Source organism: Caulobacter sp. CCNWLW153 (genome assembly GCF_036889365.1).
Lineage (GTDB): Bacteria > Pseudomonadota > Alphaproteobacteria > Caulobacterales > Caulobacteraceae > Caulobacter > Caulobacter radicis.
Genome location: NZ_JBAKFV010000029.1, coordinates 1 through 23088, shown reverse-complemented (window position 1 = coordinate 23088; position 23088 = coordinate 1). Strand labels below are relative to the sequence as shown.

15 protein-coding genes are annotated in these 23088 nt (G+C 68.5%); 5 read left to right on the top strand and 10 right to left on the bottom strand.

Annotated elements, in window-relative coordinates:
• Positions 1–73 precede the first annotated feature (73 nt).
• A complete protein-coding gene (locus tag V6S85_RS26220; RefSeq protein WP_334350770.1) occupies positions 74–1174 on the bottom strand; it encodes a LacI family DNA-binding transcriptional regulator in 1101 nt (366 codons plus the stop codon).
• Positions 1175–1362: 188 nt separating this feature from the next.
• Here V6S85_RS26220 and V6S85_RS26215 point away from each other — a divergent pair, with 188 nt between their 5' ends.
• Both V6S85_RS26215 and V6S85_RS26210 read left to right on the top strand, forming a co-directional pair.
• Positions 1363–2385 (top strand): LacI family DNA-binding transcriptional regulator, encoded by a 1023-nt coding sequence (locus V6S85_RS26215; RefSeq protein ID WP_334350769.1) that lies wholly within the window; start codon positions 1363–1365, stop codon positions 2383–2385.
• Positions 2386–2487: 102 nt separating this feature from the next.
• Positions 2488–4197: a glycoside hydrolase family 43 protein gene (locus V6S85_RS26210; RefSeq protein WP_334350768.1), complete on the top strand. Its 1710-nt coding sequence runs from the start codon at positions 2488–2490 to the stop codon at positions 4195–4197.
• A 165-nt stretch (positions 4198–4362) separates the two neighbouring features.
• On the opposite strand, the gene V6S85_RS26205 is transcribed toward V6S85_RS26210, so the two are convergent.
• From V6S85_RS26205 to V6S85_RS26180, 6 genes are all read right to left on the bottom strand, one after another.
• On the bottom strand, positions 4363–6312 hold the full coding sequence (locus V6S85_RS26205) for a glycoside hydrolase family 97 protein (protein ID WP_334350767.1): 1950 nt from the start codon (positions 6310–6312) through the stop codon (positions 4363–4365).
• 151 nt (positions 6313–6463) lie between these two features.
• On the bottom strand, positions 6464–8344 hold the full coding sequence (locus V6S85_RS26200; RefSeq protein ID WP_334350766.1) for a hypothetical protein: 1881 nt from the start codon (positions 8342–8344) through the stop codon (positions 6464–6466).
• A 36-nt stretch (positions 8345–8380) separates the two neighbouring features.
• Complete coding sequence (locus V6S85_RS26195; protein ID WP_334350765.1) at positions 8381–9265, bottom strand: hypothetical protein; 885 nt, start codon at positions 9263–9265, stop codon at positions 8381–8383.
• 245 nt (positions 9266–9510) lie between these two features.
• Positions 9511–12450 (bottom strand): TonB-dependent receptor, encoded by a 2940-nt coding sequence (locus tag V6S85_RS26190; RefSeq protein ID WP_334350764.1) that lies wholly within the window; start codon positions 12448–12450, stop codon positions 9511–9513.
• Positions 12451–12603: 153 nt separating this feature from the next.
• A complete protein-coding gene (locus V6S85_RS26185) occupies positions 12604–13596 on the bottom strand; it encodes a FecR family protein (RefSeq protein WP_334350763.1) in 993 nt (330 codons plus the stop codon).
• Positions 13597–13672: 76 nt separating this feature from the next.
• The gene (locus V6S85_RS26180; RefSeq protein WP_207780770.1) at positions 13673–14182 is read right to left on the bottom strand and encodes a sigma-70 family RNA polymerase sigma factor; all 510 of its coding nucleotides are present in this window, start codon (positions 14180–14182) and stop codon (positions 13673–13675) included.
• A 281-nt stretch (positions 14183–14463) separates the two neighbouring features.
• On the opposite strand from V6S85_RS26180, the gene V6S85_RS26175 reads away from it, so the two are divergent.
• From V6S85_RS26175 to V6S85_RS26165, 3 genes are read left to right on the top strand one after another with little or no spacing between them, the layout of a single operon-like run.
• Positions 14464–15060: a biliverdin-producing heme oxygenase gene (locus V6S85_RS26175; protein WP_334350762.1), complete on the top strand. Its 597-nt coding sequence runs from the start codon at positions 14464–14466 to the stop codon at positions 15058–15060.
• Complete coding sequence (locus V6S85_RS26170) at positions 15044–15454, top strand: YbaN family protein (RefSeq protein ID WP_334350761.1); 411 nt, start codon at positions 15044–15046, stop codon at positions 15452–15454. The genes V6S85_RS26175 and V6S85_RS26170 overlap by 17 nt, the downstream gene beginning before the upstream one ends.
• On the top strand, positions 15451–16212 hold the full coding sequence (locus V6S85_RS26165; RefSeq protein ID WP_334350760.1) for a TonB family protein: 762 nt from the start codon (positions 15451–15453) through the stop codon (positions 16210–16212). Before V6S85_RS26170 ends, V6S85_RS26165 begins: the two co-directional genes overlap by 4 nt.
• Before the next feature lie 12 nt (positions 16213–16224).
• Here V6S85_RS26165 and V6S85_RS26160 read toward each other — a convergent pair whose 3' ends face one another.
• The 3 genes from V6S85_RS26160 to V6S85_RS26150 all read right to left on the bottom strand — a co-directional run bounded on the left by V6S85_RS26160 (position 16225) and on the right by V6S85_RS26150 (position 22448).
• Complete coding sequence (locus tag V6S85_RS26160) at positions 16225–17340, bottom strand: acyltransferase family protein (protein WP_334350759.1); 1116 nt, start codon at positions 17338–17340, stop codon at positions 16225–16227.
• A gap of 9 nt (positions 17341–17349) precedes the next feature.
• On the bottom strand, positions 17350–19659 hold the full coding sequence (locus V6S85_RS26155) for an alpha-N-acetylglucosaminidase (protein ID WP_334350758.1): 2310 nt from the start codon (positions 19657–19659) through the stop codon (positions 17350–17352).
• Between the two features lie 107 nt (positions 19660–19766).
• Positions 19767–22448 (bottom strand): TonB-dependent receptor, encoded by a 2682-nt coding sequence (locus V6S85_RS26150; RefSeq protein ID WP_334350757.1) that lies wholly within the window; start codon positions 22446–22448, stop codon positions 19767–19769.
• Positions 22449–23088 lie beyond the last annotated feature (640 nt).

Sequence of the window (23088 nt, the reverse complement as noted above, 5' to 3'; positions counted from 1 at the left end):
GCTGGCCAGGAACTACCTCTCCGGCGTCCTCATCGCCGCCCTCTGCGCCTACTGGCTCAATTGAGTCCAGACCCTAGCGCGGCGCGGGGCCGGACGAGTCACGGTCCATCAGGGTGAAGGGCAGCAGGTGGTGCACGGGGGCCGGATCGCCGCCGGTCTTCCTGGCGCGGATTTCCTCGACGATCAGACGCACCGCCGCACGGCCCATCTCGGCGATCGGCTGGTGGATCGTCGTCACCTCGGGCCAGACCGTGGTGGCGACGGCGGTGTCGTCGAAGCCGCAGATGGTCAGGTCGCGCGGCACGACGATCTGGCGTCCGTGAGCCACGGCCAGGGCGGCGGCGGCCATGTCGTCGTTGCTGGCGAAGATGGCGCTGGGGCGCAGCCGCGCCTCGAACAGCTTTTCCGCCGCGCTCAGCCCCGAGCGGTAGGTGAAGAGGCCTTGCGCCACCCACTCCGGTCGCACGGTCAGGCCCGCCTCGGACATGCCGGCCAGGAACCCCTCGTAGCGCAGCTCGGTCGGGGTGTGCTGGGGGTCGCCCTTGATGAAGGCGATGTCGCGGTGGCCAAGCGCGATCAGGTGACGGGTCATGGCCAGCGCGCCCTCGAAGTCGTCGATGCGCACGCTGGAGACGTCGATCATCGGGCGAGCGGTGGCCAGGGCCAGCACGGTGACGCCTTCGGCCCGCAGCATGTTGATGGTCTGGCGGGAGTCGCAGAGCGGCGGCGGCAGGATCACGCCGTCGACTCCGGCGGCCAGCAGGCGCTTGACCGCCTGCTTCTGGCCCGCCAGGCCCTCGCAGCGCTCCAGGATCAGGTGGCTGGCCAGCCTCGAGCTCTGCTCCAGTCCGCCGACCATGATCTCGCTGAGATAGGAGGCGCTGGGGTTGCTGTAGAGGATCCCCACCCGCGCGGCGGCCGAGCGCGAGCGCGTGGCGCGGGCGGCGACGTTCACCTGGTAGTTCAGGACGCGGACCGAGGCCTCGACCTTCTCGCGCATCGCCGGGCTGACATTGCCGGCCCCGCGGATCACCCGTGAGACGGTCATAGAACCGACGCCGGCGTGGCGCGCCACGTCGTGGATGGTGATCGTCTTCGGGCCCGGCCGCGCGGCCGGCGACGCGCCGCGCACGGAAGACGGCTGGGCCGCCTTGGCTTTGCGGGGACTTTTCAACGACGCACCATCATTGTTCACGATACCAACACATCCTAGCGGCGCACGCGTTCCACACCAGAACAAAAACGGATGTTTGGCCTGCAACCGCATATCGAGCGCCGACGCGCTCTCGCTTGGACTTATCCGGGCGGTCTTCGCTAGACTGCGCGCCGACCCGCAGAGAGTCGTATTGAGGCGAGGATTCCTTGACCACGCAGAGGCGACAGGCGCCGACCATCCATGACGTGGCGCAGCACGCCGGCGTGTCCTCGATGACCGCCTCCCGCGTGGTCAACGGCTATCCCCACGTGCGGCCGGCCGTGCGCGAGAAGGTCGAGGAAGCCATCAAGACGCTGGGCTATCGGCCCAACTCGCTGGCCCGGGCCACGCGCACCGGCGTCTCGCAGATCGGCATGCTCTATTCCAACGCCAGTTCGTCGAACCTGTCGAACTACCTGATGGGCGCGTTCCGCCAGGCCAGCCTCAGCGGTTGCCAGCTCTTGATCGAGCCCAGCCAGGCCCATCCGACGCCCGCCCTGGCGGTGCAGAAACTGGTCGACGCCGGCGTGGGCGCGGTGATCCTGCCCCCGCCCCTGTGCGATGACGCGGCGATCCTGGAGTCGCTGGAAAAGGCCGGCGTCGGGGCGGTCAGCTTCGCGACGGCGCGCCCCCGCGAGGGCGCTCCCGCCGTGTTCATCGACGACTTCGAAGGCGCCCGGATGATGACCCAGCACCTGCTGGACCTGGGTCATGTGGACATCGCCTTCGTGCGCGGCGACCCGGCCCACTCCACGGCCCAGCTGCGCGAGAAGGGCTTCCGCGAGACCATGGCGGCCGCCGGCCTGACGGTGAACGAGGGCTATGTCGCCGACGGCGGCTTCAGCTATCGCGGCGGTCTCGACGCCGCCCGGCATCTGCTGGGCCTGCGCCGCCGCCCGTCGGCGATCTTCGCGGCCAACGACGACATGGCCGCCGCCATCAGCGCGGTCGCTCACGGCCTTGGCCTGTCGATCCCGGCCGACCTCAGCATCGCCGGCTTCGACGACACCTCGGTGGCCACCACGGTCTGGCCCGAGCTGACCACAATCCGCCAGCCGATCGCCGACATGGCCGCCTCGGCCGTGTTGCTGGCCATGGATTTCACCCGGACGGGGGCCGAGCCCGGCGGCCACGTGCACGCCGAACTACAGTTGATCCAGCGCGCCTCGACCGCCCCGCCTCCGGCCTGAGCGCCCTTGTCAAAGCCTCGCCCCATGTTATTGGTAACGATATCATAACAAGGGATGGAAGCACGGATGGCTGGGTTTGGTCGTGGGTCTCTAGGGCTCGGATTGGTCGCGGCCGCGGCCTTGCTGGCGGCCAGCGCCTCGGCGGCTGACGCGCCCAGGACCGAGCGGGCCTGGCTGCCCGACCAGGGCGACGGAACCTACAGGAACCCCGTCCTGGCCGGCGACTATTCCGACCCCGACGCCATCCGCGTGAGCGACGCCTACTACCTGGTCTCGTCCTCGTTCACCAACGTGCCCGGCCTGCCGATCCTGAAGTCGACGGATCTCGTCAACTGGACGATCGTCGGCCACGCCCTGACCGCGATCACGCCGCAGGCGCATCACGCCACGCCCCGTCGCGGCGGCGGCGTCTGGGCGCCGGCCATCCGGCATCGCGACGGCGAGTTCCTGATCTACTACCCCGACCCCGACTTCGGCGTATTCCTGGTCAGGGCCAAGGATCCGGCGGGCCCCTGGTCAAAGCCCGTGCTGGTCGACGATCGGCGCGGCGTCATCGATCCCGCGCCGTTCTGGGACGACGACGGCCAGGGCTGGCTGGTCACCGCCTTCGCCCGCAGTCGGGCCGGCTTCGCCAACATCATCACCGCCCGCCGCCTGAACAAGGCCGGCGACCAGGCCGTCGGCGAGGCGATCACCCTGGTCGAAGGCGACAAGCAGCCCAAGGTCGCGACCTCGCTCGGACCGTTCCCGTGGATGACCACCGAGGGGCCCAAGCTCTACAAGCGCGACGGCTGGTACTATCTCTTCGTGCCCAGCGGCAGCGTGAAGGGCGGCTGGCAGGGCGTGTTCCGCTCGCGCAAGCTGGAAGGCCCCTACGAGGGCCGCAACGTCCTCGATCAAGGCAAGACCGAGGTCAACGGTCCGCACCAGGGCGCCTGGGTGACCACGCCGACCGGCGAGGACTGGTTCCTGCACTTCCAGGACGCCGACTCCTACGGCCGCCGGGTCTGGCTGGAACCGATGACCTGGAAGGACGGCTGGCCGATCATCGGCGAGGACAAGGACGGCGACGGCGACGGCATCGGCCAGCCGGTGCTGGCCCATCGCAAGCCGGTGTCAAAGACCCCCTCCCCGCGTCTCGCGCCGCAGGACAGCGACGAGTTCGACGGCGCGCTGTCCCTGGCCTGGCAGTGGAACGCCAACCCGGCCGACGACTGGGCCGACCTGAAGGCCGCGCCGGGCAGGCTGCGCCTGAAGTCGATCTCCTCGCCGGAGAACCTCTGGGAGACCGGCGCACTGCTGACCCAGAAGCTGCCGGCCGAACGGTTCACGGCGACCACCAAGCTCGATTTCGCGCCCAAGGCCGTGGGCGAGCGCGCGGGCCTGGTGATGTTCGGGTCCGACTACGCCTGGATCGGCCTGCAGAACACGGCGAACGGTCCGGCCCTGGTGCGCGTCGATCGCACCGGCGCCGACAAGTTCCAGGCCGAGCGCGTCGAGGTGATCAAGGCCAAGGCCCCGACCGCCGTGTGGCTGCGCATGACCGCCGAGCCGGTCGTCGTGGCCGACCCGCCGCCGGACTTCTCGCCCTACTGGCCCTCGATGCTGCGCTCGATGCACGCCAAGGTGACGCTGAGCTACAGCCTGGACGGCAAGACCTTCGCCAGTGTCGGCGCGCCGTTCGTCAGCCGCCCGGGCCGATGGGTCGGCAGTCAGGTCGGCATCTTCGCCCAGGCCCCAGCCGGCACGCCGTCGAACAGCTCCACCCGCATCGGCTGGACCGACTTCGACGGCTTCTGGGTCACGCCCTAGAGGCCGCCGAAAGCGCAATCGGCGAACAACGATCGCTTGACTTCGACCTCAATATTGATATCGATATCAAGCCTTCAGCGGCATCCTGCGACGCCGCTCTCTTGGATCTACTTCCTCCAACACTCCCAAGGCGGGCGCCCTCTGCAGGCGCCCTTTTTTTTCACCTCAGACGGGCTCGAAGCGGATGGCCTGACCGCCCGCGGCGTTGAGCTGGAGACGCAGGCGGGTCCTGGCGTCGACGGCATGGCGTTCGACCACCACGCGCGTGCGATTGGCGGGCCTGGCCAGGTCGCCGTCCTTGTAACGCACCGCGCTCCAGCGCCCCTGCCCCAGGAAGCCAAGGTCGAGATCCACGCGCCGCTCCATCTCGTTGGTCAGCGCGCCCAGATACCAGGTCCGCCCCTTGCGGCGGGCGATGACCACGTACTCGCCGAGCTCGCCGGCGATCGCCCGGGTCTCGTCCCAGGTCGTCGGGCAGGCGTCGAACCATTCCAGTTCGGGCCAGGCCTTGTCCTCGTATTTCTCGGGCTTGTCGTACCAGTAGAGCAACGTCAGCGGGCTGTAGCAGGTCACAGCCAGGGCCAGTTGGTGGGCGTTGGTGGTCTGGTTGCGCTCCTGGGCATAGCAGATGGTGTAGTCGATCGGCCCGGCGATCGGCCGCGTGAAGGCCAGGTTCACGTGGTGGCGCGCGGCCGGAAACTGCTCGTTGCCCTTCACGCCCTCCAGGGTCAGGTAGTTGGGCAGGGTCCGCTCCAGGCCCGCGGGCCGCAGGTTGTCGTGCAGGTTCACGACCATGCCGTGCTCGCCGAACGCCCGCACGACCTTGGTGATGAAGTCGACGTCGGACTGGCGGCCTTCCCACATGAAGCCCAGCTTCACGCCGGCCAGGCCCCAGCGCTGATAGAGGCGGCACATCTCGGCCAGCGCCTTGGTCACCGCCACCCGGTCGATATAGACCAGCACGCCGATATTGCGCGCCTTGGCGTAGTCGATCACCCTTTGCAGATCCAAGGCGGCGATCGGCGCGGTGGGATCCGAGGCGTCCGTCCCGTCGCCGTACCAGTGGGCGTCGAACAGCACGTAGGCGATGTTGCGCTTCTGGGCGAAGTCGACCGCCTTCAACGAAGCCTGCGTCGAATAGGGCTTCATGATCCGGAAGGCGTGGCCGGGCCTGACCCAGGAGACGTCGCCCAGCTGGTTCGGCGTCGCCAGTGTCGGAACCACGTAGTGCAGTTCGATCAGGCCCTTGGCGCTGTCGGCCGCCAGAAGCACGCGCCACGGCGTCTTCTGGCCGACCTCGATCTCGAAGGTCGGCTCCTCGGGCGTATCGTCCTCGCCGCCCCAGCCTGTAGCACGCCCGGGATAGCGCATGAGATAGGTGACGAGCCCGCCCTGCTCGTGGGCTCGCACCATGCAGCGCGGATAGTGCAACCGGTCGGACTCGGCCATGAAACCGAAGACGCCGTTGCCCAGGTCGACCGTGACCGGCAGGTCGGCATAGGGCCCCTTGTCGGACGAGCCCGTCAGGTCCGGGTGCTCCAGCGGCGCCAGGCCCGCCTGGGTCGAGACATGGATGTCGCCCTCGTCGCGGCTGGCATAGAGGCGCGCGGCGTCGGGAAAGCGGTAGCGGGTCCGCTCGCCCATCAGGGCCAGCTTGCCCCCCTTGGGCAGCCCGGTCAGGACGTAGCGCACCGCGGCCGCGCCGTTCAGAACCCGCAGGACGATGTCGAACCGGATGCCGGCCTTGGAATCGACCATGTGCAGGGTGACCTGCCGGCCGGACTGGTCGTAGCGCGACGACTGCCCGAACACCGGTGTCCAGTCGCCTTCGAAGGTTTCCGGTGTCGCGCCGGCGACCTGGCACCCCTCGCCCAGCAGCCGCCCTTCGGCCAGCCACAGCCCCAGCTCCGACACCAGCAGCAGCGGCTTGCCGTCATAGGTCGCGCTCCATTTCGGCGTAGCGCCCGAGGCATCGAGGGTCGCCTTCAGGCGGCCGTCTGGCGAGGCGATCGTATGGATGCGCGAGGTCTTGACGGAGGCCGCCTTCGCGGCGCCGCCGGCCGCGGCGCTCGACATCACCGCCAGCGCGACCATGTCTCGACGTGTGGGCTTCATGGCGTCGCCTCCCCTTATGGATCGCCTTATCGATTTCGGGGCAGGCTACACATAATGATATCGATATCAAGTCTGAGCGAAGCCAAGAAGCGCGACCTCGTCCTCGGCCGAGGAATGGCTTCCCCGACCAAGGACGAGACCGCCCCGGTCGTCAGGCCGCCGCGTCGTCGCGCAGAACCTTGCGGTAGTCGTCCAGATCCAGAAGCCGCGCCTTGGCCGCCGCCTGGCGCTCGGTGGAGATCTTGGTCAGCAGCGCCGCGGCCTCGGCCAGATAAGCCGTCAACTGGTCGCCGGTGACGTAGTTGCCCTGAAGGCCGTTCAGCTTGGTGAAGCCGTCCGAGAAGCTCTTGTTGAAGGCCTCGGACACCACGCCGACCGCCCGCCACTCGCCGGTCTGGCGGATGAAGAACTCGTCCGTCGACCTGACGATCCGCTCCAGGCTAGCCTTGCCGATGGTCTGCTGCTTGAGCAGCCCTTCGACCACGGTGATCTCGATCCGGGCCTCTTCGGTGACCCGCTTCATGAACTGGACGAACGAGTCGAAGAAGCAGGCGATCTCCTCGATGATCTCCTTGGTCCGCTTCAGCGCGCTGATGCTGACGTTCAGCGACTTGATCGTCAGCTTGATCGTCTCCTCGCGCGACAGCCGGCCTTTCAGCAGCGCGTTGATCCGCACCAGCTTGGCGGCCTGTTCGCGTCGCTCGCGCTCGTAGGCTTCGGCCTTGTCCAGCATCTTCATCTGGATCTCGCGCAGGCCGGCCGCCTCGTCCTTCTGCTCCTGTGACAGCTCGCCCAGGCCCTGGGCCAACGCGTTGAGCGAGGCCTGCAGGCCCGACAGCGCGCCGACCAGGGCCACCACCTTGCTCTCGTCCTCGGTCAGGGTCTGCTTGGCGTCCTTCAGGCGCCCCTTGACGCCCTTGACCACCTCGGAGTCCTCCGGCTGCTCGACGGTCTCCTTGGCGCTGCCGGCCTCGGCGGGCTTGCCCTCCTTCTGCTGGGCCTTGGTGAGGTCCTGGCGCAGGTCGGCGACCTTGTCCTTGCTCTCGGTGACCTTCTGCTCGGCAAGCACGAGCGCCGCCTTCTTGGTGGCGATCTCGCCCTTGGTCTTGAGTACTTGGTCGGTGTTGTCGGTCTCGGTCTTGGGCTTGTCCTCGGGCTTTCCGGCCTGGGTGATCGACTTCATGGTCGCCGCGGCGATCACCGAGCCGCCGCCAGTGGCGCCGGCGCCCAGCGCCATGGCGATGGGCGGCAACGCCGCGGCCACCACCTGGGCGCCGACCTTGATGATCTGCATCACGAACGCCCGCTCCTCGGCCGTCGTCGCGCGCTGCTCGTAGGAGCGGGCCTTGGCCTCGAACTTCCGAACCTCGTCCTGCAGGTCCTTGACCAGCGACTCCATCTGGTCGCGATCGGCCTCGGCTTCGCTGATCTCGGCCAGGACGGCCTTCTGGTCGGCCAGGCGACCGGCCAGCACCTGTTGGCTGTTGCGCGCCGCCGTCGCGGTGTCGGTGATGATGCCGTCGTAGGTCGTGGCGATCTTCGACAGCGCCTCGCGCACGTCGTTCGCCTTCTGCTTGATGTCGGTCGCGGTCGCCAGCAGGTCCTGGGTCAGGAAGCCCTTGATGCCCGCGACGTCGCCGTCGTCCTTGGCGTCCAGCCAGGCCGGCAAGGCCATGTCCAGGAAGGTGATCACGTCGCCGGCCGCATCCACGGCCTCGCTCATCACGCCCTTGCTGGTGCGCTGGGCCCTGAGCAGCCTGTCCATGATCTGCTCGATCTCGACGCGGGTCTGCCCCTCCTCCTGCGGCGTGGTGTTGTAGGCGATGTAGAGCAGGTCGATGGCGTTGTCGGTGTCGGTCTTGGCCCGACGGACATCATAGCGACCTTCGATCTTGGCGACGTAGTGGCCGACGATGGCCGCGTCGGCCTCGGGCAGCGCCAGCGGCTTGACCGCGCGAAGCTTGGCCACCTCGGCGTCGATGGCCTTGGCGATCTTCTCGGCCTTGTTCTCGAAAGGAACGGTGTCGGGCATGGTTTCCCCTTCTCGTATGGACTTCGATGTTCGGCGCTACTTGAAGCAGGCCGATAACTGCTGGGGCGTCAGGACCTTGCCGGCCCTTTCCTGCAAGGACGACGCCTTCTCCTGGACGCCGTCGATCTTGCCCGCGAGGGTCCGGACCAGCCGGGCGGTGCGCGCCCGACCGTCGGCGGTGTCGACGCGCCCGGCGTCGCGGAGCGCGCCGCTGAATTGGCCGAGCAACTCGACGTTCTGCTGAGCTTCGGGCCGCAGGATCGCCAGCGCCGCCTTCAGCCGGCTGATGGACGCCTCGGCGAGGTTGATCTGATCGGTGGTCAGGACGGCGTCGGACACCGCCTCGTTCAGCAGCGTCTGGCTTTGGTCGTAGCGCTCGTTGGCCTTCTGCATGCCGGCGACGGCGTTCGTCATCCGCTGCTCGGCCCTGGCGATCTGGTCGTCGTTGTCGTGGATCTGGCCGATCAGCTTGGCGATCTCCATCGAGAAGTCGCACATGAAGCCGAAGAGAGCCCAGGACTGCTTGCAGCGGCGCAACGCCTCGTCCTTGGCCGCCTTGTAGCGCCGCAGATCGTCAAGATCCGCGGCGAGCTGGCTCACCAGGCCGTGGGCCTCGTTGTATTCGCGCAGGAACCCGTCGTACTCGTCCCGGCGCTGGACCAGTTCGCCCTCCAGCGCCTTCTTGTGGGCCACGAGGGTTCCAAGGCGCAACTGGTCGGCGTCGCGCTGGGCGACCATTGCCGCGTCCTGGGCCTCGAAGCACACGACACGCTCGGCGACGCCGGCTTGCGCGATGCGCGCGCCTTCCAGCCGCTGTTCGAAGGCGGCGATCGCCTCAGGCGTGAGGACGTCGTCGGCGAGTGCGCCGGTGAAGCCAAGGCCCAGGAACAGCGACAGCGACGCCGCCAGGGCCATGGCCACGCGGCGGAAAAGTCCCCCGTCTTCGCCCGGCCGACGTACGGCCGACCTTCCGCCCGATGACGGCCGCGCCATTGATCTCCCCCCGACCCGGCGCGCCCCGCGCACGGCGTCAAATCGCCCCGAAACGATCGTGAGAAAGACGTCCTGAAAGATGGATTTCTGTGAAAATAGTCACGCGCGCCGAGCGACCCACCGGGTTGGCGAAGCGCGCGCGAGGGCTTGGCAGGGCCCTCGCGCGTCTGGCCTCAGTAGCGCCAGGTCAGGGCCAGGCGCAGGGTGCGTCCCGGCGCCGGAACCACCGCCAGCGACAGCGGGTCGAGGTAGTATTCGTCCCCGACGTTGTCGAGATTGGCGTCCAGGGTCACCTGGTCGGTCACCTTGTAGGTGGCGAAGAGGTCGTAGACCGTCGCCTTGCGATAGAGTTGCTGGATCGCCGACAGGCCGACGTTCCACTCCTTGTCGAGCTTGCTGATCGGACCCGAGTTGGCAACCATCCGCCCACCGACGATCAGCCGCTCCTGGAAGAGCCGCGTCCCGACCGTGAGGTTGACGTTGTACTTCGGCGGGTTCTGGGTGTTGGTGTAGGAGCCCTCGAAGCCGCCGGCCACGCAGTCGGGCGTGTTGATCAGCTCGTCGATCCCGCGCTGCTGGCCATAGGCCCGGCGCTCGGCGGCGATGTCGGGCGCGCAGGTCTCGGCCTTGAAGTAGCGGTGGGCCGACAGGTCGGCGAACACCCGGCCCATGTCGTACGAGCCCTGAAGCTCCACGCCCTCGACGTTGAAGCTGTCGACGTTGCGGATCAGGCCGGCCGACAGAGTGCGGTAGTCGCGGGTGATCAGGTCGCGGATGCGGGTGTCGAAATAGGCGACCTTCAGCGCGCCGCGGTCGCCCGCCTTCCAGAGGTCGCGCTGCAGGATGCTGGCGCCGACTTCCCAACTCTTGCTGCGCTCGGGCTTGAGGTCGTCGGTCGGCTTGGCGGCGGTGAACAGACCCAGGGTCGACTCGAACAGGCTCGGCAGCTTCACGCCCTCGGCGTACTTCACGTAGATCAGGCTGTTTTCGGTCGGCTTGTAACTGGCGCTGACCGTGGGCATGAACGCGTCGGCCTTGCGGCGGATCGGCTTGGACCACGTCCAGGACGTCGGCCCCTCCAGGTCCTCGGCCGCGTCGGCGCGGTAGGTCGTCCAGCCCCTGATGTCGCCCACCGTGCCCTTCTCGTAGGGCGAGGCGAACAGCGAGGCCTCGGTGAAGTTGCCCTGCGCATCCGGGAACCAGTAAACCCGCGCCACGCTGGTCAGCGCGCCCGGCCGTGTCGGGTTGGGCATGTAGAAGGTGGTGTCGCGATAACGGCCGATCACCTCGTAGGGTCCTTCGGTGGCCGTGCGGTTGCGGTCGCGGATATCGATGCGGTTGAAGCGCCCCCCGGCCGTCAGCTCCCACTGGTCGTTCGGGGCCCAGGTGACCGAACCGACGAGGCTGTATTCCTTGCGCTCGGCGTTGCGCAGATAGCGGTTGTTGCGCAGGTCCTCTTCCAGGATCGGCGAGTTGGGGCCGGGCTTGATGTCCTCGCTGGTGAACGAGCCGCCGTAGGTGAAGTCCAGGCGGCCAAGGCCGGTGAACACCCGCGAGGTGTTGGTCACGTCGCCCCCGAAGCGCTCGATGGAGAGCTCGTTCCAATAGGCGTCGCGATAGCCGTCCTCGGTGTTGAAGGTCGGGCCGTCGTACCACTGGGTCGGCCGGTCGAGGAACCAGGGGGTGACGCCGGTCAGGCCGTTGTAGGCCAGGCTCTCGGCCTTGGTGAGCCAGAGGTTGGCCTTCAGGTCGATCAGGTCGTTGGCCGGTCGGTAGCGATAGCGCAGGTTATAGGCGTCCAAGTCCATGTGGCCCAGCGCCCACTGCGGCACGCGCTCTCGGTTCACGCGGATGATCTGCGAGGCCATGATCTCGCCCTGGCGACCGTCGAAGTGGCGGTAGCCGGCCTCCAGCACCTGATCGTCGCTGATCTTCCAGGTTCCCTTCAGCAGGAAGGATTCCGAGCTGTTGGAGGTGTTGAAGACCTCGGTCTTGGCCGGATTCAGGGTCGCCAGCAGGCCACGGCCCGTCGGGAAGCCCTCGTAGCCTTCGGAACCGGAGAAGTAGTTGCCGTTCTCGCGCTTGGCGTAGGCGGCCACCAGGTCGAACCGGTCCCAGCTCTTGGCCACGGCGAGGTTGTAGAAGTGACTGCCCGGGCGGGTGATGTCGTTTCGGCTGGGGTTCTGGAAGGCGCTCCAGGCCGGCAGGTCCTTGGTGCTGGCGTCGGAGATCCCGGCCCGCACGCGCACGCCGAAGTCCTTGCCGGCGCGCAGGATGTCGGCGGCCTTCAGGGTGTCCATGACCACCACGCCGCCGATGCCGCCCGAGGCGTTGGCCTCAAGGCTTGGGCCCTTGGTGATGCTGACGCTGCTGATCAGGTCGGGGTCGAGATAGTTGCGCTGCGACTGGCCGGCATAGCCGCGATAGGTGTCGATGGTCGACTGGCCGCCGTCGATGACGACGGGAATGCGGCCCTGCCCCTGCACGCCGCGGATGTTGAGGTCCAGCGCGTTGGCCGAGCGCGGATCGCCGGCGGTCACCCCGGCCACGCCCTTGACCATGTCGGCCACCGACGCGCCGCGAAATCGCTCCAGCGTCTCGCGGGCGATGTAGGCGGACGAGCGCGCCTTGGAATAGACGGCGTCGGCGCGCGCCTGGTCGCTTTCCTCGTCGGCGAACGGCGCGCCGGACACTCCGTCCTGCCCCGCGCCGGCCACGTCGCCTTGCACGCGCAGCGCGCCCAGCTGCGTCGCCCCCTCGGCGGTCGGCGCCGGCGACAGCGTCAGGACGTCGCCCTGGATGCGGTAGGTCAGGCCGGTGCCGGCCAGCAGGCGGCTGACGGCTTCGTTCGCCGACAGGCGGCCCGAGACCGCGCCCGAAGTGCGCCCCCGGGCCAGGGCGGCCGGAACGCTGACTTGCAGGCCGGATTGGCGACCAAAGGCGGTCAGCGCCGAAGGCAGCGGCTGGGCGGGGATGTCATAGGCGCGCTGGGCGCTTTCCTGGGCGAAGGCGGGCATGGCCGCGCCCGTCCCGGCCAGCGCCGTCGTCAGCATCAGCGCCACCGCCAGCGCCGCCTGCCGACCGCCCGTGCGCACTCGATTGGAAAACCCCACTACCGTCTCCGAAACTTGCGAAAAACTAAAGATTGCGACGCATGTGCAATCTGTTCTCCTCAATCGACGGCGCAGGGCCGGCTTTTTCCGAAAAAAGTTCGCGACATCTGCTCCGGGAGGAATTTTCCTCACCGAAACAATTCCTTGCGAGCGTCAGCGCTCGGAGATCACCAGGATCCAGGGCGTCACCCGGCTGACCTCCAGGTCATAGGCCTGAGCCAGGGCGCTGGTCACCGCCTCGGGGTCGCGCAGATTGTAGACGCCCGTCACCCGGCGCTCGGAAAGCGCCCTGCCCCGTACCAGGACGACGTCGCGGGTCCAGGGACGCAGAGACCGCACAACGTCGCCGATCGCGCCGTTCTCGACCACCATCTGGCCGTCTCGCCAGGCCGCCACGGCGTTCGGATCGGCCGGCGCGCTCAGGAACCGGCCATCGACCCCCACGGCGACGCCGCGGCCGGCCGGCACGCGCTCCATCCCCTGGACCCGTCGCGAGGTCACGCCCACCAGCCCCCGCTGCACCACCACCCCCGGCGCTTCGGCGTCGACCTCGAAGGCCGTGCCCAGCACCTCGGCGGCGACGTCGCGCGAGGCCACCTTGAACGGTCGCGAGGGATCGTGGCGGACGTCGAACCAGGCCCGTCCCTGGACCAGTTTCAGGTCGCGCCGGCCGGCCGAATAGTCCACCGCCAGCGCTGACTCCGGCGCCAGGCTGACCAGGCTGCCATCCTCCAGCCGCACCTGCCGCACCTCGCCGACGCCGGTGACGTAGTCCGACTGCAACCGGACGAGCGCTCCTGGCGCCAGCACGGCGACAACCAGCGCCGCGGCCGAGGCCGCCAGGGTCGCGACCAGCCGGCGTCGACCAGGATTTCGGCTCGCCGCCCGCCGCTCGCGACGCGCGCCGGCGACTATCCGCCCCTCCCCGCCAGGCAGCCGCGCCCAGCGGCCGGCATGAACAGGCGGGACGTCGCCGATGGCGGCATAGACGCCGGAGGCCTCTTCCCAGGCCCGCGCCCTGCCGGGATGACCGGCGCGCCAGGCCTCGAACCGCGCGACGAGCTTGGCGTTCTCAGGCTCCTCGTGGAGGGCCAGCAGCCACTCCAGGGCTTCGGCGTCCGCGCGCGCGACGTCTTGCTCGGCCATTCGGTCAGGTTCCTGCGGCCCGGACGGCCGTTCGTTGCAATAGACGTTCGAGCATCGGGTTTTTCCGAAATCCGGTTCAGCGCCGCCGAAGCCGGTCGCGGCAATGGGCCACCCCGTCGACCACCAGCTGGTGCGCCGCCGAGGTCGAGATCCCCAGCTCGGCGGCGATCTCGCGCAGCTTGGCGCCGCCCAGGCGGTGCATCTCGACGGCGATCCGCGTCCGTTCAGGCAGCTCCGCCATGGCCGCCAGCAGGCGCTCGTAATCGTCGCGCGCCAGGGCGGCGGCTTCGGGCGACGGCTGCTCGTCGCGCGCGCCCTCGATCAGGGGCTCGGGATCTTCGGCGTACCGACGGCTGTCTCGCCGCCCCTGCCTGCGGCCGTCGAGCGCCAGGTTGCGGACGATGCGGAAGAGGTAGCGCCCGGGATCCTCGAGCAGCCGCCTGGTCAGCGCCTGGCCAAGGCGCAGATAGGCCTCCTGCACCAGATCCTCGGCCTGGTCGCGGTCGCCGGTGATGGTCTGGACGTAGCGAACCAGCCCGTCACGATGGGCCAGATAGTGCGAGCGGATCATCTTCTTCTGCGTCACGCACCCGCCAGACAGACGAAAACGCCCGGATCGCGGGCGCGCCACCGGCGGCCGACGCCGGAGCGCGGCCCTTATCACTTGAGAATAACTCGCAACAAGACTTGTCTTGCGCCGCGATCCCTGGCACGCAGGCCCGCGAAGCCGACGAAAACGAAAAGATCGGAGCGCTCGTGCGATTTTCTTTCGGAAAGCGGCGGGCCTGAACCGTCATTCCCTCGTGAGGCGCGAATGCGATGCGATCGCCGACGCGCCCCGAAGCTCCCGACGCTCCGGAAGGCCCCATGAACGCACACGTCTCGATCCACGACCCGTCCCGCGCCAAGCGGCTCAAGGCCCGCACCCACAGCACCCATGAGGCGCTCGACAGCCGCATCATGTCGCTGGAGCCGTTCCGCGACCGCGATCGCTACGGCCGGTTCCTGAAGGCGCAGTGGGGCTTCCATCGCGAGATCGACGCGCTCTACACGCACCGGGACCTCGTCGCCCTCGTGCCGGACCTGCCCGAGCGTCGCCGGCTGGACCTGATCGCCCAGGACATCCAGGACCTTGGCCAGCCCGCGCCCAGCGCCGACACCGCGCCGGTCTTCGGACAGGGGCCCGTCGACGCCGCCGAAGCCTTCGGCTGGCTGTACGTGGCCGAGGGCTCGAACCTCGGCGCGGCCTTCCTGCTCAAGGCCGCCGCCACCTTGGAGCTCGACGAAACCTTCGGCGCCCGTCACCTGGCGCCGCATCCGGAAGGTCGCGGCCGTCATTGGCGCGGCTTCGTCGCGGCGCTCGACGGCCTGCCCTTCGGTGATGTCGAGGAGACCCGCGCCGTCGACGGCGCGGCCGCCGCCTTCCGCCGGGTGCGGGGACTGGTCGATGACGCCTTCGCCTGAGGACGCCCCCGTCCGGCCACGCCTGGCCCGCTGGATCTGGCTGGTCCTCGGCCTGTCCTGCGTCGCCCTCGGCTTCATCGGCGCCGTCGTGCCGCTGATGCCGACGACGGTGTTCCTGATCATGGCCGCCGGCTGTTTCGCCAAGTCCTCGCCCAGGCTGGAAGCCTGGCTGCTGGATCATCCGCGCTTCGGGCCGACCTTGCGCGCCTGGCGCCGGGACCGCGCCATCCCGCCGGCCGCCAAGCTGATGGCCTGCGGCGGCATGGCCATGGGCCTGGCGATCTTCTGGTGGGGCGCCCATCCCAAGTTGCCGCTGCTGCTGGTCGTGGCGACGATCATCGGAGCCTGCGCGGCCTATGTGGTCTCGCGTCCGTCGCGGGGCGCGCAGGGGTGAAGCCGATCGCCCTGGCCAGGCAGGAGCCGGCGTCGTTCCAGGGCGCGCCGATCTCCGCGCCGCTCGTGCTGGACCGCGTCTCGTCCCGGCGCGGGTCGCGGACCGCGACCGGCGTGGCGCTGTCGGTCGCCCTGCACGGAGCGCTGGCCGGCGCGATCCTGTTCGGCGGCTTCGCCCCCGCCCTGATAATCCCGCCACCCGCCGCTCCAATGATCGTGGCGCTGGAGACCACCTCGCCGCCGGTTCCGCAACTGGAGGTCCCGCCAGGTCCCCAGCAGCAAGAGCGCCAGGCCGCGCGGCCGATGCCGCCCAAGCCCCCGCCCGTCAAGACCGCCCAGGCCTCGCCTGAGCCCATGTTCTTCACGCCGCCTCGCCCCAGCGCGCCCGTCGATCCAGGGCCGGCCGCTCCGCAGACGACCGCCCCGCCGGTGCAGCCGGCGCCGGTGGCGGTGCGGGCCGCCAGCAACGCGGTCGCCACCTGGGAGGGTCAGGTGCTGGCCGCGCTGGAGAAGACGCGCCGCTATCCGCCGGCCGCCCAGGCCCGTCGCCAACAGGGCGTCGCCCATGTGCGCTTCCGAATGAACCGCGGCGGCAAGGTGCTGTGGGCGCGCCTTGAGCGCTCGTCCGGCTTCGGCGAACTCGACCGCGCCGCGGTGGAGACGCCCAAGCGCGCCCAGCCCCTGCCCCAGATCCCAGCCGACCGTCCCGACGAGGTCGAACTGGTCGTGCCGGTGGAGTTCTTCCTGGCCCGCTCCTGAGGCCAGTCCCGCCTAGAGCTTCACCACGACGCCCCGGCGGTACATCACCCATCCCAGCAGCCAGCACACCAGCATGTAGGCGAGCGCGCAGAGCAGCGAGCCCAGCCCGCCCGGCGCGATCGCCTGGAAGACATGCACGCCCACCCACTCGTAGGGGTCCTGCCCTGGGGCGACGTCGAACTGGCGCAGGGTTATTACGAACAACTCCGAGAACAGGTAGATCACCAGCGGATTGAGGCCGAACACCTGGAAGAAGCGGGTGGCCGCGTTCGGTTCGCGCCCCTCCAGCAGGGCCGCAAGGGCGGCCAGCAGGATCAGGTCCAGCCCCACGGTCAGCAGCACGAAGCTGCCGGTCCAGAGCTTCTTGGCGATCGGGAACCATGGGTTCCAGGCCAGGGCCGCCAGGACCAGCACGCCGCCGAGGCCCGCCATGCGGATCAGGGTCTTGCGGGTGTCGCTCGCCTGGCGCAGGGCGCGGGCGGCCAGATAGCCGGCCAGCACGTTCACCGTGGCCGGCAGCGTGCCCAACAGGCCCTCGGGGTCGAACCCGCCGTCCTTGCGGTACAGGTGGTCGCGGCCGACGACCAGCAGGTCGAGCTTGGTGCCCGCATTGCCGAGCTTGGAATAGGGATCGCCATCGCCGAACCCCAGCAGGATCGCCCAGTAACCCAGCAACAGCCCGCCGCAGAGCGCCAGGATCCAGCGCGGCGACAGGAACCGCGCGGCGAAGGCGGCTATGGCGTAGCACAGGGCGATACGCTGCATCACGCCCATCACCCGGGTCTGGGAGAAGGGGCTGAGCGCCCAGTGTCCGTCCACGTGATGCACGAACGGGTACCAGTACATCAGAAAGCCGAGCAGGAAGATCAGCGCCGCGCGCTTGAGCACCTTGCCCGTGAAGGCCGGCAGCGGGACCGGCCGCGAGAAGGCGAAGGCCATCGAACAGCCGACGGCGAACAGGAACGAGGGAAACACCGCGTCCGCCGCCGTAAAGCCGAACCACTTGGCGTGGACCAGCTGTTCGAACGGACGCGCCCCCGGTCCCGCCGTGTTGACCACGATCATCAGGCAGACGGTCAGGCCACGGAAGACGTCCAGCGACAGGAAGCGAGGAGCCGGCTTGCTCATGATCCGCTCCTAAGCCCGGTCGATGCGCGCGAGCAGCGCGCCGACCCCGGCGACGGGGTCGGCCGGCCGGGCCCGGCGATAGGCGACCTCGGCGGCGACCCAGGCCTTCTCCCAGGCGATACCGTCCTTGACCACGGCCGCCTCGTCGAACGGACCGCTCCCGGCCGCCTTCAGGGCGTCGAGGAAGCGGCCCCAGCGCGGCAGATAGAAGTCGGCATAGAGCCCCTGCCAAGCCTTGGATGCGTAGTCGTTGAGGTTGCCCTCCCCGCCCCAGATCGTGACCTGGGCCTTGGCGTTGGCCACGTAGGCGGCCTTGTCGGCCGGGGTGTCGCCATAGGCGCGGGCGTCGTCGATCCAGGTGGCCAGGGTCTCGGGCTGCACGCCCAGCAGGGCGTCGACCGCCAGGGCCAGATCCTCGACCTTGCGCCGGGCGATATCGCCGCCGGCCGCATCGCCCTTGCGATAGGCGGCCACGGCCGCCTGCAACTGGACATCGATCTCCAGGCTGGCCAGCTGGCGCGCCGCATCGACCAGGTCGAGCACGAACAGCGGCTCGTTCGCATAGGCCGGGGCCAGCGCCGCCAGGCCCCGGACGGCGGCGTCGAGCTTGCCACGGTCGCCCGGGTGGCCCGGGAACTCGCCGATGGTCGCCGTCGGGCGCTTGAAGAAGAGATAGGCGCCGGCCTTGCTCTTCCACCAGCGCGAGCTCCAGTAGCGGGTCGAATAGGCGCCCTGGACCAGCAGCGTCATCGCCGCGTCGAGTTCGGGGCTCGTCCTGCCATAGCGCGCCTTCGAACGGCTCGACAGCCAGGCGGCTGTGGAGGCCCCTCCTCCGTTCCAGGCCAGGTCATAGGTCGCCTCGTAGACGATCGAATTGTTGTGCAGCCCCTCGGGGAACATGCCGAAGCCCGACAGCTTGCCGGTGTCGCGGCTGGCGACCAGGCCGGCGATGTCGGCGCGGTAGTAGTCGAGGTCGCCATAGACCGGATTGCTGCCGCCGTAGTTATGGACGTAGCCGTAGATCCACGGCTTGCCGCCGAAGGCCTTGGCGTTCTTCCAGACGGCCGGATAGCGGTCGTTGCCGATGTCGAGGATCATCAGCCTGTTGTCGGGCACGCGGCCGAGATAGGCGCTGATCGCCGCCGGATCCCAGAAATGGCTGTCGGCCCCGAACAGCCAGCCCTGCATCACCCACACCGCGTCCGGCCGAGCCTGACGGATGGAGTCGTAGATGGCCTTGCCATAGGCGGCCAGGCGCTCGGCCTTCAGGGCCGGATCGACCTCGACCTTGGTCTTGGTCGCCGCCGTGTTGGCGGCGCCGTCGCCATAGGCCGCGTCGCGCGCATCGGCCCCGTCCGCGTTGATTGGCGGCAGCATCTCGTTGAAGGAGTCGGCGAGGTAGTAGGTCCCCGCGCCGTAGGTCTTCGTGTAGAGCGCCAGGAACCGGCCGGCGATCCTGGCGAACAGCGGGTCGGCCGGGTCCAGCCAGTAGGTCTCGTGGAAGCCTTCCCACGGCCGCATGCGGTAAATCTTCGCCTGCGGATGCTTGGCCGCGAAGGCCTTGGGCACATAGCCGCCGAAGGCCGGCAGGATCGGCGTCATGCCCAGGTCCCGCATCCGCCCCAGGATCCTGACCTGCAGGTCCTTCTTCTTGTCGATCCAGGCCGTCGGCAGCGGGGCGGCGTAGCCCTCGATGTTGCCCATGCGGTGCCAGGGCGTGAAGGCCGCGCCAGAGAAATAGTCGGCCAGCTCGGCCTCGCTGAGGCCGAACTCGCGCCACAGGGCCCGCCAGACATGTTCCTGGCCTTCCATGGCCAGCGGCATGTCGACGCCGTGGACCGCCATCCAGTCGATCTCGCGGCTCCAGCGGTCCCAACCCCACCAGGGCGTGGTGTAGCCGTAAGTGCAGGTGTTGAGGTAGGCGCGATGGGCGAACGGGCTCTCCACCCGGCCCGTATCCGCGTCGGGCAGGCGTGACGGCAGCGCGACCCGGTCGCCCTCCCAGCTGACCTGCGCCGCACCGGCCTCCTTGAGGTAGGCGTAGGCGCCCCGCACCAGCGCCACCGGCGTGTCGCCGCTGATCGCCAGCTTGCCGCCTGTGGCCCGCACGGCGTACCAGGGCTTCTCGCTTGCGGCCGATGCGAGCGTCAGGTCGATCGTGTCGGCGCGCGCGCCGAACCGCCGCTTCAGGACCGCCCGCGCCGCGTCGAGCCCGCTTTCACCGCGCGTCGCCGCATTCGCCAACCCAGGCATGGAGGCCATGGCGACGGCGGCGAGGGCCTGCTTCAGGGTCTGGCGACGCGAGGGTCGAAACGACATCGAGACAACTCTTCTTCTGAAACGAAAATCTGGTCGCCGCCCAGGAGTCAGGCGGCGACCAGCAGTTGCGCCGCACGGACGGCGTCTCCGGGGAGGGAGATCGGGAGCTACATCTTGTACTGGAACGACAGGTAGTAGCTGGGGCCGGTGACCGAGGTCATCTGCCAGCGGCTCTTGTCGAGCAGGTAGGCCTTCTCCTGGGCGTTGTTGATGTTCATCGCCGCGAAGGACAGGCTCAGGCGTTCATTGATGTTGTAGCCGAGGTTCAGGTCGAACTGGGTGCGCGAGGCGACCGTGTGGCCCAGCGGGCCGGAGAAGAAGCTCTCCACCGAGGTCTGATCGTAGGCGCTGCGGTAGTTGGCCGACAGACGCGCGCTGAAGGTCTGGTTCTCCCAATAGACCGTGCCGTTGGCGGTGTGCTCCGACAGGTTGGCCAGCTTGAAGCCCGTCACCGAGGTCGCCGGATTGACGTGGGTGTAGTTGGCGATCAGGCCGAAGCCCTCGATCGGCAGCCAGGCGTCGAGCGACTGCTGCCAGTTCACCTCGTAGCCGTGGATGTCGACCGTGCGGCCGTCGTTGAAGCTCTGGGTGATGTTGTAGGTGTCGCCAGTGCTCGACAGGCAGACGCCGCTGCTGTCCTTGGTCAGGGCCGTGCCCTCGTACGACGCCGGGCAGGTCAGCGAGGTGTAGACGCCGTTCTTAACCTTCTTGGAGAAGAAGCCGGCCGACAGGCCGTTGCCCGCCCCGTAGTACCACTCAAGGGTCACGTCGATCTGGTTGGCCGTCATCGGGTTCAGGTCGCCCTGGCCGATGGCGATCGAGTAGACGCGGTGGCCGGTGGTGTCGACGGCGCTGGTCACGGTGGTGGCCAGCTGGTTGCTGGAGTCGATAATCGGACGCACCAGCACCTTGGCGGCGGCGAAGCGCAGCAGCAGGTTGTCGGTCAGGTCGACGCTGATGTTCGCCGACGGCAGCACGTTGTCGTACGACTTCTTGGTCGTGTAGGTCCCGGCGACCAGCTTGACCTCGGTGTTGCGCGGGTTGGCCGCGCCGCCGATGTAGCCTTCCACCGTCTGGTCGGTGCTCTCGCTGCGGACGCCGAAATTGCCGCGGAAGGTGCGCGAGAAGATTTCGCCCTTCAGGTTGGCCATGGCGTAGAACGAGGTCAGGTCGCGCTCGACGCGATAGGTGCCCGCCGGGTCGAAGGCCTCGTAGACGCTGATCCCCTGCGCCTTCAGCGCGTCGCGATAGGCGTCGAGGTTGGGCGACACCCAGGTCGACGGCAGGGTCATCCCGCCGTCGAGGAAGTTGCTGACGGTGATGCCGGTGGCGGCCATGGTCGGCGACCACGAGGCCGGAATGCTGTCCGAACCGTCCCTGCGCACGACGTAGCGCTTGAGCACCTCATGGCGGATCTTGGCCCCGGCCTGCACCGACTCCAGGATGCCGAAGTTCAGGAACCGCTTGGCGTCGAACTGGCCGGCGTCCTCGTAGGAGTCGATCGTGCGGTAAGCGCCGTTCGGATAGGTGTTCCGCACCAGGGTCGCAGGATTGTACTGGGCGGTGTCGCTCAGCGCCGTCGAGGTCGTGAAGACGATGTTCTTCGGATTGCTGATGTCCACCGTCGCGCTCGGGATGTTGACCCCGAGGATCGCCGCCTCCTCGTTGAAGATGGCGTGGCCGCGCGAATAGTGGGCGACGGCCTTCAGGTCCCAGTCCTCGAAGCCGGTCCAGCGGGCGCTGGTGGTGAAGGCGCCGGTCGACTGCGGACGGGTCTCGTGCTGGTGGTTGTTCTCCAGGCGGAAGTTGCTGACCCGCACCTGGGTGGCGGTGTTGTTGGCGGTCGCCAGGGTCGTGACGTTCGAGGCCGACGGCGTCGTGAACAGGAAGACCTGCTGGTGCAGCTCCTGCGTCGTCTCGTCCTTGGCGTAGGTGGCGATGGCGTCGACCTCCAGCCCGTCGATCGGCTTGAACTGGATGGCGCCGTTGATCATGCTGCGCTTGGTCTCGCGGTCGATCCGGCGGTAACGCAGGCGGGCGGGCGTGTAGGCGCCGCTGTTCACCGTCCAGCGGTCCATCCAGAGATAGTCGCCGCGGTCCTTGAGCTCCTGGTAGCCGGCGCCGAGGAAGACCCCGATCTTGTCGTCGAGGAAGTGGTCGACATAGGTCGCGCCGTACTTGCCCGTCGGGCTGCCGCCGATCAGCTCCTGCTGCTGCAGCTTGCCGGCGAAGATCAGCTGGCGGCCCTTCACGTTGAACGGATGGACGGTGTCGATGTTGACCGTACCGGCCAGGCCGCCCGCGTCCATGTCGGCGGTGGGCGACTTGTAGACCTGGATGCCCGAGGCCAGCTCGGTCTGGATGACGTCGTAGCGGAAGCCGTCGGTGAAGTTCGAGCTCTTGAAGGTCTGGCCGTTGACCGTGGTCAGGGCGTACTGCGGCCCCAGGCCCCGGATGCTGATCGTCGAGCCACGACCGTTGATGTTGGAGATCTGCACGCCCGGAATGCGCTGGATGGCCTCGGCGATGTTTTCGGACGGGAACTTGCCGATGTCCTCGGCCGAGATGCCGTCCGACACGCGCACGTCGTTGCGCTTGGTGTCGAGCGCCGTGGCCAGGCTGCGGCGGAAGGCGGTGACTACCACCTCGTCGACGGCCTCGCTGGGCGCCGGTTCGGGCGCGGCCTGGGCCAGCGCCGAACCCGCGAAGCTGGCGCCGGCCAGCAGGGCCAGCACGAAGGCCTTGCGCAGCGCGTCGGGCCGGGAAGTCGTAAGCTTGTGACCGATCATGATGCTATCCCCTCAAGCGGACGCGGCGCGCGCGCCCAGTGAGCGCCGCTCCCCCGCGGCGCCGTTTTGGGCAGACCATTTGAAGACCTTTTTTCGCTGCCCACTTGAACCGTAGGCGCCGCCTGGAAGGCGGTCAAAGCTTGCAACCTGCTCTAATGCTTGAATTTAACAGCAGACTGCCGGATAGGCGCCGGTGGCTTCGGGCTCAACCGCCGCGCAACCGCTGCCAAGGCAATAAATAAGAGCATTATCAATGCATTGACTGCATTCTGCACGCACATCCACGCACGAGGCATAATACCAATTTAATGCCTTTTTTGCGACCATTCGCGCATAGCGAGCGCGACCCGCGCAGCCGTGGCGCGCAATTGACCGACCATCGCTCGCCCAGCTTGCAACCAAGCCCAAAAAAGCAAGACGCCCGCGCTCCGATCCGATCGGAACGCGGGCGTCGATGCCCCGAGTCGCGGCGCCGTGGCTAGCGGGCGACGCCCTTGGCTAGCGCCGTGCAGACGCCTTCTGCATTGGGCCCGAGCACCAGATGCACCACCGGCCCGTCGAGGCGGACCAGCGCCCGCACGCCGGCGGCCTTGAGGGCCGCCTCGTCGAGCTTGTCGGGATCGGCCAGTTCCAGGCGCAG